Annotated in this window: 12 protein-coding genes and 1 pseudogene; 7 read left to right on the plus strand and 6 right to left on the minus strand. The window is 64.5% G+C overall.

Features of this window, described 5'->3' with window-relative positions:
- Positions 1-4 precede the first annotated feature (4 nt).
- A pseudogene (locus tag IEV62_RS05595) lies at positions 5-1,378 on the plus strand (ATP-binding cassette domain-containing protein); the annotation flags it as partial.
- 162 nt (positions 1,379-1,540) lie between these two features.
- On the opposite strand, the gene IEV62_RS05600 reads toward IEV62_RS05595, so the two are convergent.
- Positions 1,541-2,224 (minus strand): OmpW/AlkL family protein, encoded by a 684-nt coding sequence (locus tag IEV62_RS05600; protein ID WP_373868554.1) that lies wholly within the window; start codon positions 2,222-2,224, stop codon positions 1,541-1,543.
- Positions 2,225-2,410: 186 nt separating this feature from the next.
- Between IEV62_RS05600 and IEV62_RS05605 the strand changes: the two genes are divergently transcribed.
- Positions 2,411-3,148: a Crp/Fnr family transcriptional regulator gene (locus tag IEV62_RS05605; RefSeq protein WP_188445887.1), complete on the plus strand. Its 738-nt coding sequence runs from the start codon at positions 2,411-2,413 to the stop codon at positions 3,146-3,148.
- On the opposite strand, the gene IEV62_RS05610 is transcribed toward IEV62_RS05605, so the two are convergent.
- A complete protein-coding gene (locus tag IEV62_RS05610; RefSeq protein WP_188445888.1) occupies positions 3,135-3,599 on the minus strand; it encodes a hypothetical protein in 465 nt (154 codons plus the stop codon). The genes IEV62_RS05605 and IEV62_RS05610 overlap by 14 nt on opposite strands.
- 182 nt (positions 3,600-3,781) lie before the next feature.
- Between IEV62_RS05610 and IEV62_RS05615 the strand changes: the two genes are divergently transcribed.
- From IEV62_RS05615 to IEV62_RS05625, 3 genes are read left to right on the plus strand one after another with little or no spacing between them, the layout of a single operon-like run.
- Positions 3,782-4,675, plus strand: a complete 894-nt coding sequence (locus tag IEV62_RS05615; RefSeq protein ID WP_188445889.1) for an ABC transporter ATP-binding protein — start codon at positions 3,782-3,784, stop codon at positions 4,673-4,675.
- A gap of 10 nt (positions 4,676-4,685) precedes the next feature.
- Entirely contained in the window at positions 4,686-8,273 is a 3,588-nt protein-coding gene (locus tag IEV62_RS05620; RefSeq protein WP_188445890.1) for an ABC transporter permease/M1 family aminopeptidase, read from the plus strand.
- A gap of 21 nt (positions 8,274-8,294) precedes the next feature.
- The gene (locus IEV62_RS05625) at positions 8,295-9,431 is read left to right on the plus strand and encodes a WD40/YVTN/BNR-like repeat-containing protein (RefSeq protein WP_188445891.1); all 1,137 of its coding nucleotides are present in this window, start codon (positions 8,295-8,297) and stop codon (positions 9,429-9,431) included.
- On the opposite strand, the gene IEV62_RS05630 is transcribed toward IEV62_RS05625, so the two are convergent.
- A complete protein-coding gene (locus IEV62_RS05630) occupies positions 9,423-10,589 on the minus strand; it encodes a serine hydrolase domain-containing protein (protein WP_188445892.1) in 1,167 nt (388 codons plus the stop codon). The two genes, IEV62_RS05625 and IEV62_RS05630, sit on opposite strands and share 9 nt — an antisense overlap.
- A gap of 92 nt (positions 10,590-10,681) precedes the next feature.
- Here IEV62_RS05630 and IEV62_RS05635 point away from each other — a divergent pair, with 92 nt between their 5' ends.
- Positions 10,682-10,942, plus strand: a complete 261-nt coding sequence (locus IEV62_RS05635; protein WP_229732839.1) for a hypothetical protein — start codon at positions 10,682-10,684, stop codon at positions 10,940-10,942.
- Positions 10,943-10,946: 4 nt separating this feature from the next.
- Here IEV62_RS05635 and IEV62_RS05640 read toward each other — a convergent pair whose 3' ends face one another.
- Together IEV62_RS05640 and IEV62_RS05645 are read right to left on the minus strand one after the other, a co-directional pair.
- The gene (locus IEV62_RS05640; RefSeq protein WP_188445893.1) at positions 10,947-13,487 is read right to left on the minus strand and encodes a TonB-dependent receptor; all 2,541 of its coding nucleotides are present in this window, start codon (positions 13,485-13,487) and stop codon (positions 10,947-10,949) included.
- Between the two features lie 103 nt (positions 13,488-13,590).
- Positions 13,591-15,210: a tetratricopeptide repeat-containing sulfotransferase family protein gene (locus IEV62_RS05645; protein ID WP_188445894.1), complete on the minus strand. Its 1,620-nt coding sequence runs from the start codon at positions 15,208-15,210 to the stop codon at positions 13,591-13,593.
- Between the two features lie 87 nt (positions 15,211-15,297).
- On the opposite strand from IEV62_RS05645, the gene IEV62_RS05650 reads away from it, so the two are divergent.
- On the plus strand, positions 15,298-16,584 hold the full coding sequence (locus IEV62_RS05650) for an amino acid permease (protein ID WP_188445895.1): 1,287 nt from the start codon (positions 15,298-15,300) through the stop codon (positions 16,582-16,584).
- On the opposite strand, the gene IEV62_RS05655 is transcribed toward IEV62_RS05650, so the two are convergent.
- Entirely contained in the window at positions 16,564-18,171 is a 1,608-nt protein-coding gene (locus IEV62_RS05655; protein WP_188445896.1) for a phytoene desaturase family protein, read from the minus strand. The two genes, IEV62_RS05650 and IEV62_RS05655, sit on opposite strands and share 21 nt — an antisense overlap.
- Positions 18,172-18,328: the final 157 nt, after the last annotated feature.

The raw sequence follows: 18,328 nt of genomic DNA on the forward strand, positions 1-18,328 counted from the left end.
CGGAATGCGCTGGGCGACGCTGGCCGCCTCGGTCGCGTCGATTTCGGCGATCCTGTTGCTTGGCCTATCGGGCTGGTTCCTGACCGCCGCCGCCCTCGCCGGAGCCTCTGGCGTCACCGCAGCGCTCGCGTTCAACTATCTGATCCCCAGCGCAGCGATCCGCCTTTTCGCGCTGCTGCGGACCGGGTCGCGCTATGGCGAGCGGCTTTTATCGCACCGTGCCGCGTTGCGCGCCATGGCCGATTTGCGCAGCGACCTGTTCCGCAAACTCGCCGCGCAAGATGGCCGCACGGCGCCATCGCTATCCGGCGGCGACGCCAGCGCACGACTGCTCGGCGATATCGACGCACTTGAGGATCTGGTGATCCGCCAGCCGGCCCGCTTCGCCGCGTTGATCGCGGCTGCGACGAGTATCGCATTGGTCGCGTTCGCGGGGTGGCAGGCGGCGCTGGCGCTAACGGTGATGCTGGCCATCCTGCCGCTGCTGTTGCGCCTGCTCGCCGGTCGATTGACTCGCGAGCCCGCCCAGGCGGCGGCGGATGCGCTCGGCGCGCTGCGCACGCAGTTCGTCGAATATGCCGCCGCCCGGCCCGAGATCGCTGCCTACGGGCTGGCCGAGCGCGTCGCGGCGCGCCTTGAGGCAACAAGCGCCACGCTCGACGCCGCCCGCAAAGGCCTGTTCGTCGGGGAAGGCGTGCTTGCTGCGATCATGCTCGCTTATGGCGGGGCGACCGTCGCGCTCGTGCTGGCGCTGGCAACTGGTCCGGCACCCGTTGTCGCGCTCGCGCTGCTCGCGGCAGCCGCAGCGGTCGAGGCGATGGCGGGGCTGTCGCGCACCGCGCTGAAGCGCGCGAGCGTCGATGCTGCGGTGCATCGCCTCGATGCAATCGCGGACACCGCACCACCGCGACCGCAGGCCCCGGCAGAAGCAATGACGCCTGCGCGGGTGCGGCTCGGGAAAATCCGGCTGCGCCCCGGCGCGCGGATCGCCGTGATCGGCGAATCGGGCTCGGGCAAGACGATCCTGCTCGAGACTCTTGCCGGACTGCGCAACGCCCCGCTCGATATTACGGTGGACCATTTGTCGCCGGCGCGCTGGTCCGCCACGCAGTTGCGCGCGCACTTCGCGCTCGCCGCACAGGACGCGCCGATGCTGGCGGGAACGATCGCCGACAATCTCCGCCTCGCGCGCGCTGGCGTGACCAAGGACGATATGTGGCAGGCGCTCCACACCGCCTGCCTCGATACGCGGGTCGCCTCGGCACCGGCGGGATTGGACACGATCCTTGGCGAGGCGGGCGGCATCTTGTCGGGGGGGGAGCGCAAGCGGCTGTCGCTGGCGCGCGCGTTGTTGGCGGGGCGGCCGTGGTTGTTGCTCGACGAGCCGACCGAGGGCCTCGATGCGGCGACCGAGTCCGTGGTGATCGCCCGGCTTGGCGCATGGCTCGATGCGACCGCAACCGGGCTGATCCTGGTGTCGCACCGCGCGATGCCGCTGACCCTCGCGGATCAGCGGATCGCGATCGGCGACATCGTCAGCTCAGAGCCGGATGCCCAGCCCGACACCGACCACCAGCGGATCAAGATGGATCCGCACATTCTGCGTGCCGACCGCCGTTGTATCGAGCCGCGCCGTCGTGCGGATCTTGATATATTTGGCGTCGATGTTGACAAAGAGTCGCTTCGAAATATCGACATCGATCCCGGCCTGCGCCGCCCAGCCGAAACTGTCTGACATCTTCACCCGCGTTGGCCCGACCGCCGCGACGAGTCCGCTCGACACTTTCTCGTTCCAGAAGATCGTATAGTTTACGCCCGCGCCGACATACGGCCGCACTGCGCCGCGCGGGTTGAAATGATATTGTGCGGTCAACGTCGGCGGCAGCACCCAGGTCGAGGCGAGTTTGCCGATTCCACCCGTCGTCCCGCTGGTGCCCGATGCGCTGTGCTTGGTGGTCGCGGCGATCAACTCGAAGCCGATATGGTCGGTCGCCATATAGGTGAGATCGATTTCAGGCATAACGGAATTGTTTACGCTGACCTGTTCGGTCGGAAAAGTCGGCCCGATCCCGCCCGAGCGCTCGTTCGGCGCAACCAGAATCGCGCGAACGCGGAGCAGGACGTCGCCCGCCTTTATGCCGGTGCGCGTCTCAGCCGCTGCTGTCTGCGCGTAGACGGGGGTGGCGACAAACAGGCCGGCGGCAAGTGCAATGGCGATCTTCACGGTCAAATCCCTCTGGTTGTGAGGGCCGGAGCCTAGGGGAGCGGAGGGCGAGGTCCTTGTGCGGCCGCAAGCAGGCGCTTGATGGCAATCAAACCGCGCGGCGTGGGACGTGCTTTGCGTCGTTTCGATGCTGCGCTGCCGCGACACATGCGCTACACTCGACCCGTGACCAAAGGATCGCACGCCATGACCACGCAAACGCTCGCCGACAGGGCACACGCGGCGCAGGCCAGTGCGGTTTGTCATGAATGCCTGGTGCGCGACACATCGCTCTGTTCGAGCCTCCACGATCACGAACTGGTCGCGCTGAGCGCAATCGGCCGCCGCCGGACGGTGCCAGCGGGGCAAGTCATCACCTGGGCCGGGGATGTCGTCACCACCTTCGCCAATGTCGTGAGCGGCGCGCTGAAAGTGACGGCCTCGACCCCCGACGGGCGTGAGCAGATCGTCGGGCTACTGTTCCCCGGCGATTTCGTCGGGCAGATGTTCACTGACGAGGCATCGCTGACGGTGACCGCGCTGACCGAGACCAAGATGTGCAGCTTCCCGCGCGCCGCGTTTGAGCGCGAGCTGGGCTCGCATGCGCGCATGGAGCGGATGTTGCTCGAACGGACGATGGCATCGCTCGACGAAGCCCGCGAACGCATGCTGTCGCTCGGTCGGCGCAATGCGCAAGAGCGCGTCGCCGGGTTCATCGGTCAGCTAGCGGAGCGGGCGGGACTCCCGCGCGATGACGGCGGAATTCATGTCTCGATCCCGATGAGCCGCGGCGAAATGGCCGATCTGCTCGGCCTCACGATCGAAACCGTCAGCCGTCAGCTGACGGGGCTGAAGGCAGCGGGGCTGATCACCTTCGCCAAGGGCGAGCGCGATTGCCTGGTGCTCGATTCACGCGGACTCGATCTGGTCGCTAATCCGGCCTGACCACCCCCGCACCGGCAGCCGCGATATAGCTTTCCTTCAGCCGGATCGCGCGGCGGCATCCGTCGAAGAAGCAGCGCAGCATATAGGAAAGCTGACCAACATTGGCGCCCGCAACCGCGCCAGCGTGCTGCCACAGCGTGACAATGAGATCCTGCCCGTGCATCTCATCAAGCACGTGCATCTGATGCAACGCGTCGAGCATGATCGGACTCGGACGCTGCTCGGGCGGCATTGTGCGCAGCACCTGTTCGGCGCGCACGAAGTGCGAATTGGTAATGCGCAGGATACGATCGCTGATGCGGCGCAGTTCGGGCAAGGTCGGCAGTGCCGGCAGACGATCCGCGACACGTTCGAGATCGTCGCACAACAAGCGCTGGATGACATGATCCTCCTGCAACGTCTCGATCGACGACTGGATCTGATATGGGGCGACCGGCGAAACGCGGCTCATGATCGAAGGCATCCTCACGCTGTACGAACGCGCAAAATACCGAGCCGGAGGGTGCAGGACTTGACGGCGGTCAAACCGCGGCTAGCAAAATGCCGAACGCAAGGCTGCAATGGTCCCTTGACAGCTGGCGCTTTAGTATAGCAACACACTGCGATTCGCCGGGGCGATCTAAAGGGGGCACCATGCTGGAACTCACACACCTCACGCACATCTATGCCAACGGCACGCGCGCGCTGGACGATGTTTCGCTGTCGATCCCCAAGGGGATGTTCGGGTTGCTCGGGCCAAACGGGGCGGGCAAATCGACGCTGATGCGCACCGTCGCCACGCTGCAGGCGCCGACCTCGGGCGCGATCCGCTTTGGCGATATCGACATCCTCGCCACCCCCGACAAGCTGCGCGAACGACTCGGCTATCTGCCGCAGGATTTCGGCGTTTATCCGCGCGTCTCGGCCTACGACATGCTCGATCACATGGCGGTGCTGAAAGGTGTTGCCTCGGCGCGCGAGCGCAAGGAAACGGTCGAGACATTGCTCAACCAGACCAACCTCTGGAATGTTCGTAAGAAGGCAATCGCAGGCTTTTCGGGCGGGATGCGGCAACGTTTTGGCATCGCGCAGGCGCTGATCGGCAATCCCGAACTGATCATCGTCGACGAACCGACCGCCGGGCTCGACCCGGAGGAGCGCAACCGCTTCCTCAATCTGCTCGCCGAAATCGGCGAGAATGTCGTGGTGATCCTGTCGACCCATATCGTCGAGGATGTCGCCGATCTGTGCCCGCGCATGGCGGTGCTCGCGGCCGGCAAGATCCAGCTCGAAGGCGCGCCGCAGGATTTGATCGCGCTGGCGCGCGGCAATGTCTGGGCCAAAACGATCGGGCGCGGCGATCTGGAACCGTATCGTGATCGTTACGAAATCATCTCGACCCGGCTGTTCGCAGGCGAGACGATCATTCATGTCCTGTCGGACACCGATCCGGGCGATGGCTTCGCGCCTGCGGCAGGCGGCCTGGAGGATGTATATTTCTCAACGCTCGCCCGGTCGCGTCGCGCACCGCTCGCCAACGCCGCATAGGGGCACGGGCATGTTCGCACAGATCGCGCGCTTCGAACTCGGCTACCAATTCCGCAACCCGGTCTTCTGGGTGGTGACGGTGCTGTTCTTCCTGCTGCCCTTCGGGGCGATGACCACCGAGCAGATCCAGATCGGCGGCGGCGGCAATATTCACAAGAACGCACCGGTCGCGCTGGCGCAGATCGTGCAGATTATGACGCTGTTCTACATGTTCGTGACCACCGCTTTCGTCGCCAATGTCATCGTGCGCGACGATGAAAGCGGCTTCGGGCCGATGGTCCGCTCGACGCGTGTCACCAAGTTCGATTATCTGATGGGGCGCTTCCTCGGCGCGTTCGTCGCGGCGGCGATCACCTTCCTTGCCGTACCACTCGCCATCTGGATCGGCTCAATGATGCCGTGGGTCGATGCCGAGACGATCGGGCCGAACCGGCTGAGCGACTATCTCTACGCCTATTTTCTGCTCGCGCTGCCCAATCTGCTGCTGACCGCAGCAATCTTCTTCGCGGTGGCGACGATGACGCGATCGATGATGTATTCGTATCTCGGCGTCGTCGTGTTTCTCGTCTGCTATGTGGTGCTTAATACGGTGATCCGTTCGAAGCCCGAATATCGCGACCTCGGCGCCTATATCGAGCCGTTCGGCCTCGGCGCGATGGCGAAGACCACGCGCTACTTCACCGCAAGCGAATCAAATACGCTCCTTCCTGCCTTTACCGGAACGTTGCTGTGGAACCGGGTGATCGCACTCATCCTGTCGTTTGCGGCGCTGACGCTTGCTTTCTCGCGCTTCAGTTTCTCGGAACGCGGCGCATCAGCACGCCAGTTGCGTCGGCAGAAGCGCAAGGAAGCGAAGCTTGCCGCCTCCGCGCCCATGATGGTCGATCGGCTCCCCGCGGTGCGGCCCGCCGCGGCGAACTGGGCGCGGCTGGCGCTGCGCTGCCGCTTCGAGATGGGGCTGGTGTTCCGCAGCCCCGCTTTCTTTGTGTTGCTGGTGATCGGCCTGTTCAATGCACTCGGCGCCCTGATCTTTGCGGGCGAACTTTACGGCACGGCAACGCGGCCGCTGACCTTCGACGTGATCAGCACGCTGATGGGCGCGTTCGGTATCATCCCGTTGATCATCGCGATCTATTATGGTGGGGAAGTCGTCTGGCGCGACCGTGAGCGGCGGATGCACGAGATCATCGATGCTACCTCGCTTCCCAATTGGGCCTATATCGTGCCCAAAGCGCTCGCCGTATCGGGCGTGCTGTTTGCGACGCTGGTGATTTCGGCTGTTGCCGCGATGCTGGTGCAATTGGCGCGCGGCGTGACTGCGCTTGAGCCGCTGCAATATCTCAACTGGTATCTGTTGCCGATGACGGTCGACATGGTGCTGATCGCGGTGCTGTCGGTGTTCGTGCAGGCGCTCAGCCCCAATAAGTTTGTCGGATGGGGGATCATGGTCATCTACCTCGTCGCGACAATCACGTTGAACAATATCGGGTTCGAGCATCCGCTCTACAATTATGGCAGCACCGGCGGCGTCCAACTATCGGATATGAATGGCGACCAAATCGGGGGCCCCTTGAGCTGGTGGCTGCGCTTCTATTGGTCGGGCATCGCGCTCGCGCTCGCCGTCGTCGCGCATTTGCTGTGGCGGCGCGGCACCGAGACACGGCTGCTCCCGCGCTTGCGGCAGCTTCCCGCGCGGCTGAAGGGTCCGGCGGGCGGGCTGCTGGTGGCGGGGCTGCTCGTGTCGGCGGTGACCGGAGTGTGGCTCTACAACCAGATGAACGTGCGCAATGTCTACCGCACGCGCGATGACCGCGAAGCGCGGCAGGCGCAGTATGAGAAGAAATATCTGAAGTACGAACATGTGCTCCAGCCCTCGACCACCGATATCACGCTCAATGTCGCGCTGTATCCGGCCGAACGGCGGATGGAGGCGACGGGCAGCTATCGCTTCGTCAACGACACCGGCGCGCCGCTACGCGATCTCCATGTCCGCCTGAGCGACCCCAACACCAAGATCGTGTCGATCACGGTGCCAGGTGCGACACTCGCGTTGAATGATACCGATCTCATTTACCGCATCTATCGCTTCGCGACGCCGCTGGCGCCGGGCGCTGTGGGAAGCTTGTCCTTCGTCACCCATCGCCAGACGGTGGGGCTGCGTGCCAATGGCGACGACCGACAATTGGTGGGGAACGGCACTTTCCTCAACAATGGTCAGTTCACGCCGCAGATCGGCATGGACCGCGACGGCTTGCTCAGCGACCGCGCCAAACGCCGCAAATACGGTCTTCCGCCGCAATTGCGCAAAGCCAGACTGGAAGATGTTTCGGCGCAACGGCGCAATTACATCGGCGATGCCGATTGGGTGAATTCGGACATCACCGTCTCGACCGATGCCGGCCAGACGCCGATCGCGCCGGGCCGCAAAGTGTCGGACACCACGGCGAACGGTCGCCGCACCGCGCATTTCGTCTCGCCCGCGCCGATCCTCGCCTTCTTCTCGGTGCAGTCTGCGGCCTATGCCGAGAAATCGATGATGGCGGACGGCGTCAAGCTGTCGGTCTTTTACGACCCGAAACATGCCTATAATGTAGATCGGATGCTCGCGGCGATGAAGACCGCGCTTGGCTATTACCGCGCAAACTTCGGGCCGTATCAATTCGATTATGCCCGGATCGTCGAATTCCCCGGCTATGCGACCTTCGCCCAGGCGTTTGCCGGCACGATCCCCTATTCGGAACGGATCGGCTTCCTTGCGGACGCCAATGCACCCGACAAGATCGACTATGTCACCTACATCACCGCGCACGAACTGGGCCACCAATATTGGGCGCACCAAGTGATCAGCGCCGACATGCAGGGCGGCACCGTATTGGTCGAAACGATGGCGCAATATTCCGCGCTGATGGTGATGAAGCACCGCTATGGCGAGGATAAGATCCGCCGCTTCCTGAAGTACGAGCTCGACAGCTATTTGCGCGCGCGCGGGTCGGAGCGGGTGGAGGAACTGCCGCTCGACCGGGTTGAGGACCAGGGGTATATCCATTACCGCAAGGGTTCGCTAGTCATGTACCTGCTGCAGGATCGGCTGGGCGAAGACCGCGTCAATGCGATGCTGCGGACGCTGCTGGCCACCTACCGCTTCAAGAGCCAACCGTATCCGCGCTCGCTCGATCTGGTGAACGGGTTCCTCGGCCTTGCCCGGAATCCGGCCGAGCGCCAATTGGTCCTCGACCTGTTCGACCGGATCACGCTCTTCGATCTCAAGGCCAAGACCGCGACGGTGCGCAAACTGCCCGACGGCACGTTCGAGACATCGCTGACGGTAGACGCCGCCAAATTCTATGCCGATGGGACAGGCAAGGAAAAAGCGGCTCCGCTTGCCGACACGATCGACATCGGGCTGTTCGATCAGAAGCCCGAGCTTGGTGCCTTTTCGGCCAAGGACATCGTGCTGATGGAACGTCGCCCGGTGAAATCGGGGATCCAGACGATCCGCATCGTAACCAAGCGCAAGCCGGCCTTTGCCGGGATCGATCCGTACAACAAATATATCGACCGCAATGGCGACGACAATGTCGTGGCGGTGACACAATGAGGGTCTGACAGGGGGGTAAAAATGCCGATTGATCGCAGGGATATGCTGGGCGGCTTGCTCGGCACGGCGCTCGCCGCTGCACCGGCGACGCGAGCCTTGGCACAGGGTGCGCCCGCCGCCGCGCCGCCCGCGACCGGTTGGACGAAATTGCCGACCGAGCCGTATCCGGGCAAGCAGGACGACATCGTCTTCGTCTCGCGCAGCGTCGGGTGGTACGGCAACGGCAAGGGACGGGTGTACGGCACCACCGATGGCGGCGACAGCTGGACCAAGCTGCTCGACAAGCCCGGCACCTTCGTGCGCGCGCTCGGCTTCGTCGATGAACGTGTCGGCATCCTCGGCAATATCGGCCCCGGCTCTTTCCCCGGCGTCACCGATACCAATCCGCTCTACCGCACGACCGATGGCGGCAAGAGCTGGTCACCCGTGACGCGGATCACCGGTCCCGCCCCGGCGGGCATTTGCGCGATCGATGTGCTGCGCCAACCCTTCGTCAATTCGGGCGTGCTCGATTACCGCGTGACGCTGCGCGCAGGCGGGCGGGTCGGCGGCCCGGCGCATTTGCTGACCTCGACCGATCTCGGGCAAAGCTGGGTTTCGCAGGACATGACGGCTTCGACCGCGATGATCCTCGACGTGCATTTCGTGAACGAAAAGATCGGCTTCATCGCCGGGGCGAGCGACGCGGACGTTTCGGTGAGCAACGCGGTGGTGCTCAAGACGCGCGACGGCGGCAAAACATGGCGGCGGGTCTATGTCAGCAAGCGCCCGTTCGAGATCACCTGGAAACTCGCCTTCCCCAGCCCCAAGATCGGCTATGTCACGGTCCAGAATTACAATCCCGACGCGGGCGTGGTCGACCGTGTCGTCGCCAAGACCACCGACGGCGGCGAGACGTGGCAGGAAATCCCGCTGGTCAAGGACCACCGCGTCCAGCAGCTCGGCATCGGCTTTGTCGATGAGCGGCACGGCTGGGTCGGCGCGGCTCCGGGCGGCTTCGAGACCGAGGACGGCGGCGCGACGTGGCGGCCCGTCGACATGGGCCGCGCGGTCAACAAATTGCGGATCATACGCGATGAGAACGGCACGCGCGTGGTTGCCATCGGCGTGGACGTGCGGCGGCTCGATCTGCCTCCGGCGAAGCGAGCGCTACGGTAAGGTACCGCGCGCGAGCGCTTCCTCGGTCGCGGTATAGGCCGAGTGAGTGCCGGGCAGCTCCGCGACATCGGTCGCGAAATAGGCGGTTCCGGTGCCGCGCGTCACATCCACCCACAGCCCCGAGCGCAAGCCATAGGCTTCGCCCAGATGCCCGATCCGTGGCCGCCCGTCGCCGAACGGATCGTCGCGACACCCGGCTATACCTGTCGCGACAAAGCCGACAGCGAGGCCGTAGCGGCACATTTGTCCGCTCCAGGTATCGCCATTGCTGGCGGCACCCGTCGCACCGTTCCACGTCCAGACGGGCGTCTTGAGCAGCTTGACCGATTGCGACCGAAGGATCCGCACCCCGTCGAGCTTGCCCTTGCCGAGCAACATCCGCCCGACCCGCGCCAAATCGCGCACCGAGATGTACAGCCCGCCCTGCGGCGAATAGGTCGCGCCATTGGCACCGGCGCGCCATGTCGACAAATCGCACCTGCCGTCGCGCCCGCGCGTCACCGGGCATGCGGGGCGCTGGCCATGATTGTCGTCGCGCGTCACGACGCCGCTACGATACTGCACCGCCGCGCGCCGCACCGCCCCGTCGGAGCAGGACGCAAGCGTGTAGCACGCGTCAAGCTTGAGCGGCGCGAGCACAAGCCGCTGCATCAACCGGTCGAAGCGTTCGCCGGCCGCGCGCTCCATCACCGCCGCAATCACCGGGAAATTGAAGTTGGTATAGTGGAAATAGCTGCCGGGAGCATGGAGGGCGTCCCACGCCCGTGGATCGGCAAGGATCGCGCGCATATCGGCATCGAGCGGCAGAACATAATCGATCGTGTCGGTCAGGCTCGATTGGTGCGACAACAGCATCCGCAAACTGATCGCGCGATCGGGAAAGGCCGGATTGCGCAAAGGGTAGCCGAGCGCGTCCGACACATCGGTATCGAGGTCGAGCCGGTGCTGCTCGACTAGCCGCAACACCGCGATCGCGACGACGAGCTTCGAAATCGAGGCGATCCGCGCCGGATCGTCGGCGGTCAGCGCGCGCACCGCTGCAACATCGGCCAGGCCCGAGACGCGCACCGATCGCTCCCCGCCGCGATCGAACGTGACGCGCGCCGTGGCGATCGGCTGCGTCGTGCTTGCGGCGAGAAGAAGCAGCGCGGAGATCATGCGGCAGGATTACGCCGGAAGAGCGGCTGGTGAAACATCCAAAGCCAAGTTCCGCTGCACCGTGTATCGGGCTGCACGAAACGAAAGGGGCGATGATGTCCGAAGATTATGCGCACGGCCAACGCGACGGGCTGCGGCTCGCGCTGGCGATCCTGGCGGCAGAGGAGGCCAAATGGGCGGCACTGCTCGGTGAAAGCCGCTCCGGGCGCACCAACGCGATCCGCGCGGTGCGGCACAAGGCGCTGCAAGTGGCGCAAGCGCGCGTGCAAACCGCGCTCAATCGCCTGACCCCAAAGGCCGACAGTACGATGACGTCTGAACTCGCCTCCGCGCTCGACAAGGCCGGGCTATGACCCGCTAGAAGTCAGTGTGAAGCCGCACACCGATCGTCTGCGGCGTCACCGGCACGATATAGGGGCGCTGCCCACACGATCCGCATTGCTGAAAGCGCGAGAGCTGGCCGCGCGCGTCGAACGCGTTCTGCAAGAACACTTCGAGGCTGAAGCGACTGAACTCCGCCCCGATCGCGAAATCTGCCGTGGTGAACGCCGCCAGCCGACCGAGCGTGGCGGCGGGATTATAGGCAACACCGGTCGGGGTGAACGCCAGCGTCCGCACATCGCTCGACGCCGAGCTCTGATACGAAACCACGCCTTGGCCATACGCCTTGGCCGTGCCGATCGGTACGGTGTAGCGCGCCGTTCCGCTTGCCTTGAACTGCGGCGTGATCGGCAAGCGCGTGCCGACCGGAGCCGACACGGCACTCGTCGCGCAGGTGAAGGTCGGGTCATCGGCCAGGCAGAGATTCTGCGTGGTCTTGGCATCGGTATAAGAGGCAGAGCCGCTTAGCGTCAGCGCGCGCAGGTTGAGATTACCCTGGACTTCCACGCCACGGATGCGCGCATTGGGTCCGTTCTGGATTTGGGTAAAGCTATTCGCGCCAAGGAAGGCGAACTGGAACTTGTCCCAATTCTGCTGATAGATCGCGCCGTTCAAACGCAATTTTCCCCCAAGCAGCGTCGTCTTCGCGCCGAGTTCGTAATTGGTCAGGAAATCAGCACCGTAAGGCGGCACATCGGCGCGGCGATTGATGCCGCCGGGGCGGAACCCGCGCGAGGCAGTGCCGTACAGCAGAACGCCAGCGACCGGCTTCCAGCTGAGGTTGAAGCGGTACGTCAAGCCCTGGCCCGACGCCGTGACCGGCTGCACGCCCGCGCCTGCGGCATAAGTGCCGAGGTTGGTGCACGGGCCGCCCGCAACCGCCGGCGGCAGCAGCGTGGTCGATCCCCCCGCCGCAACCGCATCGCGCAGCCGCGTGCCGTTGGTGGTGAAGCACCCGGCCACGCCGGTGCGCGAGCTGCCCGCGGCGTTATACGGCGTGGTGCTGAAGCCACCCGCCGGATCACGCCCGAAGCCGAAGAAGCCGATCAACGAATTGTCGTAAATATAGGCACGCCCACCAGCGGAGGCGGTCAGCGTCGGCGTGATGTCGAAGCTCGCCTCGCCGAACATCGCATAATCCTTGTCGATGCGGTGCTGCTGCGTCAGCCACAACGTCCCCGGCGACCCGTTGACCGACAGGGTGGTGTCAAGGCCAGCGACTTGATAATCCTGATGGATGTCGTTGCTCTGGCGCTGATAAAAGGCACCCGCGACGAGCCGGAAGCGGTCGGTCGAGGGGCTGGCGATGCGCAATTCCTGGCTCAGCTTTTTGAAATGATCGCTGCCGATCACGCGCTGGCGCGGGTCGATCGTCCGGCCGGCATTATCTTTGAAATAGAAGTAACCGGCAATCCCGCCGGCCGAGGAATAGAGGCTGTCATAGGCTTCGGAATAATCGGTATAATCGCTCGACTGATAGGTCTTGCGATCGAGATAGGCGCCGGCATAAGTCAAATCCCAATTGCCGACCTTGCCCTCGATCGTCAGGCCCGCCTGGATGAAGCGATCACGGCGGAATTCGGGGAAGAAATGTTGGACCTTAAGGTCGCCAACTTTCGGATCATAGCCGTATGACCCGTGGCTGCGCGTATCCTGATACATCACGCTCGGCGTGACGGTCCAATTGCTGTCGAGATCGACCTTCAACGCGGCGCGCCCACCGGCGATTTCGGTGTCATTATAGTCCTTCTTGACGAAGGCAGCGTTGCTGACCGTGCCGGTATAGCCCGGCGCGAGCGGCGCGGCCGCCGCCGACACGTCGAAGCTGCGCGTGCCCGCGACATTGTCGATATAGCCCGCATCGCGCTGATAATAACCGATCACGCGCAGCGCCGCGGAATCGGACAGGGGCAGGTTGATCATCCCCTCGGCCTTGCCACCGAATCCGCCCTTGCTGACGTGATTGCCCTCGACATCGGCGCGGCCGTAGAAATGCGAGGTGTCGGGCTTGTTGCTGATGATACGGATCGTGCCCGCTTCGGACGACGCGCCATACAGCGTGCCCTGCGGCCCCGACAGGCTCTCGATCCGCGCGACGTCGTAGATATGGACGTCGAGATTGCCACCGATCGTCGTCACCGGCTGCTCGTCGAGATAGACGCCGACCGAAGGCAGCGTCCCCGAATGGTTGCCGTCACCGCCCGATGCGATGCCGCGCATGTAGATCACGTTGGTGCCGGGCGTCCCGCCGAGCGCCTGGAACGAGACCGAAGTCAGTTGCTGGGCATATTGCTTGAAGCTGCTGATGTTGAGCTCGTCGAGCTTCTTGGTGGTCAGCGCCTGGACGCTGATCGGCACGTTCTGCAGGCTTTCCGAACGCTTGGTCGCGGTGACGATGATGTCGGGATTGTCGTCAGCCGGCGCTGGAGCGGGCGCGGTCTGCGCGACTGCAGGCATCGCGAACACCGCCGAAGACAAGAGTGCAACGACGACAGCACGGTGCGCGAACGATGACATCAAAACAGTCCCTTTACGATGTTGCGACAGACTGTTCGCGGGCGCAGCATCCGTCAAGCGGGTCGATACCAAAGTGTAACAATCGTACCGTAGCGTTGCGGATTTACAACGATGTCGGCACTGCGGGATAGCGGTCGAGCACGTCACCCAGCGCCGCCTTTAACGGCTCAAGCCACGGTTCGAACGGCTTCCACGCCTCGGTTCCCTCGCGGAAGATCGGGCGGCGGACTTGCTCGGAACTTGCAGTGCGGACCGCGCGCGCGGTCTCGTGGAAAGCAAGACAGCCAGGCTCGAACGCCAGCCCGCACGCCGCCAGCAACGCACGAACCGTGCGTTCTGTGTCGTCCACCATATCCTCATACAGCACGCGGTGAACACGCCCCGGCAACACCGCATCGATGTGCGTCATCAGCCGCACATAATCCCGATAGTAACGCCCCATATCGTCGAGCGCGTAGCTGAACCCCTGCCCGCGTGCGAAATGCTGTTTGAAATTGGAGAAGCAGCACCCGAGCGGATGCCGCCGTGCGTCGATGATCCGGGCATTGGGCAGGATCGAGAGGATAAACGGCACATGCGCCCAATTGTTGGGGAGCTTGTCGATGAACAACGGTCGGTCTGTGCGGCGCTGGATGCGCGTGCGCTTGAGATAGTCCGCGCCCGCCGCGTGCAGCCGCTCGGCGGACCAGTCGGCCAACCCCGCGGGATACGCCGCGTCCTGCCGCGCAAGCAGCGGGATGTCGGGCAATTCGGTCGTCCCCTCGACGTGCGAATGGCTCGACAAGATTTGCTCGATCAGCGTGGATCCTGCGCGCGGCATGCCGAGGATGAAGATCGGATCGGAGGCCGGGTGGCCCTGCCCGGCCCGCTCGATAAAGAAATCCGCGTCGAAGCGCGCGATGCTGCGATCGACGAATGTCTGCGTTTCGTCGGCATCGTATTTCAATGCGACGCGGCGACGGGCGTTGCCGTCGACATAATGCGCGAAGGCGCGCGCAGCATCGCGACGATCCTCGAACGCCTTGCCGAGCGCGAAATCGAGATGGAAGCGATCTTCGTCGGTGATGGCCACATCTGCGAGTGCCGCTTCCATCGCGGCGATGTCCGCATCGTCGAAGCGCACGGTCTTCAAATTCGCGAGGCTCCACCACGCCTCCCCCAAACTCGGCAGAAGGCCGATCGCCCGGCGATAAGCGGCCACGCCGTCGGCCTGCCGCCCGACCGTCTTGAGCATATGGCCATAGCTCATCCACACGCGCGGCTGCTCGGGCACGTCGGTTAGGACGCGTTGGTACAGGGCGATCGCGTCGTCGAACTGGCCGAGCCGACCGAAGGCGGCGGCCTGCAAATTGGCGTGCCCCGGATTGTCGGGGTCCTCGGCGACGACGGTGGCGAGTTCTTCGATCGCCTCGGTCGGGCGATTGAGCCGGTACAGCACCAGCGCCAGATTGGCGCGCGCGGCGGTGAAGCCCGGCGACAGCGCGATCGCGCGCCGCAGCAGCGTCTCGGCATCCTTGTAGCGCCCGATCCGCCCGGCAAGCTCCGCCAACATGCGGATCGCCGCCACGTCGAACGGATCATCGCGCAGGTGCGCCTTCAGCAACGGCTCGGCCTCGCCAAGACGATTGTCATTGAGCGCGAGCGCGGCGTCGATCAGCCGCGGCGGATACCGCCCACTCGCCGCCATCCAGCCCGTCTCGGTCCCCACGATCGTCTTCGCCATGCGCGCGTCGTAGCGCAGCTTGCGCGAAAAGGAACTATGGCGTCGCCGCCCGCATCGTGCTGAATTGCCGGTCAGGGGGACAAGCCGATGACGACAGCCGCGCCGCGCCCGTTCGGACATTGGACCGCGATTGCTTTGGTGATGGGCGGGATGATCGGATCGGGCATCTTCCTGATGCCGATCGCGCTCGCCCCTTATGGCTGGACCGGGGTCGCCGGCTGGATCGTCAGCATTGCCGGCGCGCTCGCGATCGGCTGGACACTCGCGCGGCTGGCGCAGGCGATGCCCGAGGCGACCGGCGCGATCGCGATTACCGGCGCGGTGCTCGGGCCGTTGCCGGGGGTGATGGTCGGCGTCGCATATTGGGTGTCGGTCTGGGCCACCAATGCCGCGATCGCGATGGCCGCGACGAGCTATCTCGCGACCTTCGTCCCTGCGCTTAACGCCACCCCGCTGACCGGCGCGCTGGCTTCGGTCGGCTTGATCTGGCTGCTGACGCTGCTCAATCTCGCCGGGGCGACGCTGGCCGGCCGCGTGCAAGTCGTCACGACAGTTTTGAAGATCGCGCCGCTGATTGCGGTGGTGGTGATTGCCGCTGGGGTCGGGGTGCGCGGTACGGTCGCGCTGCCATCCTTGCCCGCACCCGGAACGGTGCTCGCCGGGCTCGGCGGCGCGGTGGCGCTCACCCTGTTTCCGCTGCTCGGGTTCGAGGCGGCGAGCGTCGCGGCGGAACGCATTCGCGACCCTGCGCGCACCGTGCCGCGCGCGACAATGGTCGGCACCTTCGCGGTCGGGCTCCTCTACATCCTCGTCTGCTCGAGCATCGTGTTGCTGTTGCCGGCCGCCGATGTCGCGGCATCGACCGCGCCGTTCCAGCTCTTCGTCGAACGCTTCGCGGGCGTTGGCGGAGGTTTGCTCGTTGCCGCCTTTGCCGCCATCGCGGCGCTCGGCGCGCTCAACGGCTGGGTGCTGATCCAGGGCGAAGTACCGCTAGGCATGGCGCGCGCGGGGCTGCTACCGCGCTGGTTTGCGCAGGTGTCGGCGCGCGATGTCCCGGTGCGCGTGCTGCTCCTGTCCTCGACCTGCGCCAGCCTGTTGGTGCTCTCGAACGCGAGCGCGTCGCTCGCCGGGGCGTTTGCCTTTGTCGCACTGCTGACGACCTGTTCGAGTCTGTGGTTTTACCTTGCCGCGTGCGTCTCCGCTTTGGTGCGGCGGATCGCGCCGGTCACGGCGATTCTCGGCATCGCCTTCTCGCTCTTCGCCTTTTGGGGCGCAGGCGGTGCGGCGAGCGGGCTCAGCCTGATCCTGATGCTCGCCGCGATCCCGCTATATCTGCTCCGCCCGCAAACCGCTTTAGCCGAACAACCGGCCTAGCACGCTGCGATCGCGCAGAATTTCATGCGCGGCATTGTGCCCCGGCGCGCCCGTCACGCCGCCGCCGGGGTGCGTGCCCGATCCGCACATATACAGCCCCGCGATCGGCCCGCGATAATCACCATGTCCGAGCATCGGGCGCGCCGCCCAAAGCTGGTCGAGCCCCATCGTCCCGTGGAAAATATCCCCGCCGATCAGCCCGAATTTGCGTTCGAGATCGAGCGGGGAGTGGATTTGCCGCGCAATCACCGATGCTTTGAAATTGGGGGCATGATCGGTGACCGTGTTGATGATCAGATCGGCGACTTCCTCGCGGCAATCGTCCCATGAACGGCCATCCGGCAGAGTCGGCGCGAATTGCTGGCAGAACAGGCTGGCGATGTGCATCCCCGGCGGGGCGAGACTGTCATCAACCGTGGTCGGAAGTTTCATTTCGACGATCGGCTTTTTCGACCAGCCATATTGCTGCGCATCGATGAACGCCTGATCCATATACTGCATGCCCGGCGCAATGATGATGCCAGCGGTGTGATGTTCGGCCTTTTCCTTCCCCGGAAAAACCGTGAAATCGGGCAGTTCGGACAAAGCGACATTCATGCGGAAGGTGCCGCTGCCGGTCTTGAAATTATCGATCCGGCGCTTGAAATCGGCGGGCATGTCGGCGGGATCGACCATCTGGCGATACAGCAAGGCCGGGCCGACATTGGCGGCGACGATCTTCGCGGCGATCTCCTCGCCCGAGTCGAGCCATACCCCGGCGACCTTGCCGCCCTCGGTCAGCAGTTTGGCGACGGGTGCCTCAAGGCTGATCTCGACCCCGACCTCTTGGCAGGCGTGCGCCATCGCCTGAGTGATCGCGCCCATCCCGCCGACCGAATGGCCCCACGCGCCGAACTTGCCGTTCACTTCGCCAAAGACGTGGTGGAGCAGGACATAGGCGCTGCCCGGCGTCGAAACCCCCGCATAATTGCCGACCACCGCATCGAAGGCGAAGGCGGATTTGACATGATCGTCCTCGAACCAGCCATCGAGGAAATCGCGCGCCGATTTGGTAAAGACGTCGAGCAAATCGCGTTGCGCTTCGATCCCCATCTTGCCGATCGGCCAGCCTTGCGCTGCCCCCGCCACCAGCGCGCGCAAACCGCCGCCGACATTGGGCGGGGTTTTCAGCGCGAGATCGCGCAGCACTTGCGCAACCTTTTCGAGCGCCGCGTCATAAGCGGGGTAGGCGTCAGCATCCTTCTGGCTGAAGCGCGCGAATTGCGCTTGCGTCCGCGCAGTGCCGCCGCCGAGCGTCAGATAGGTATCGGGGAAGGGGAAGAAATTGCTGATCGTCCGCTCGATAATGCGAAAGCCGCGCTCGTGCAGCTTCATGTCGGCGATGACCTGGGGTCGCAGCAGACTGACCGTATAGCTCGCGGTCGAATTGCGAAAGCCGGGGTGGAATTCCTCGGTCACGGCCGCGCCGCCGACGATGTGGCGCCGTTCGAGGACGCGGACCTTCAATCCTGCACGCGCCAGATAGAAGGCGCAGACGAGGCCATTATGGCCGCCCCCGATGATGAGTGCGTCGTAGCGTTTGGTCATGCTTCGCCTTCTCGTTCGTCATCCCCTCCCGCCTGCGCGGGAGGGGTTGGGGGAGGGTCTTCTTCTTCCTCGACGCGCGAAAGAAGAAGACCCTCACCGACTGCGACTAGGCCCGCCTGAAGAAGGCGGACCAAGTCTTCGTTGCCTCTCCCGCGAA

The sequence above is a fragment of the Sphingomonas psychrolutea genome (genome assembly GCF_014636175.1).
GTDB classification, from domain to species: Bacteria; Pseudomonadota; Alphaproteobacteria; order Sphingomonadales; family Sphingomonadaceae; genus Sphingomonas; species Sphingomonas psychrolutea.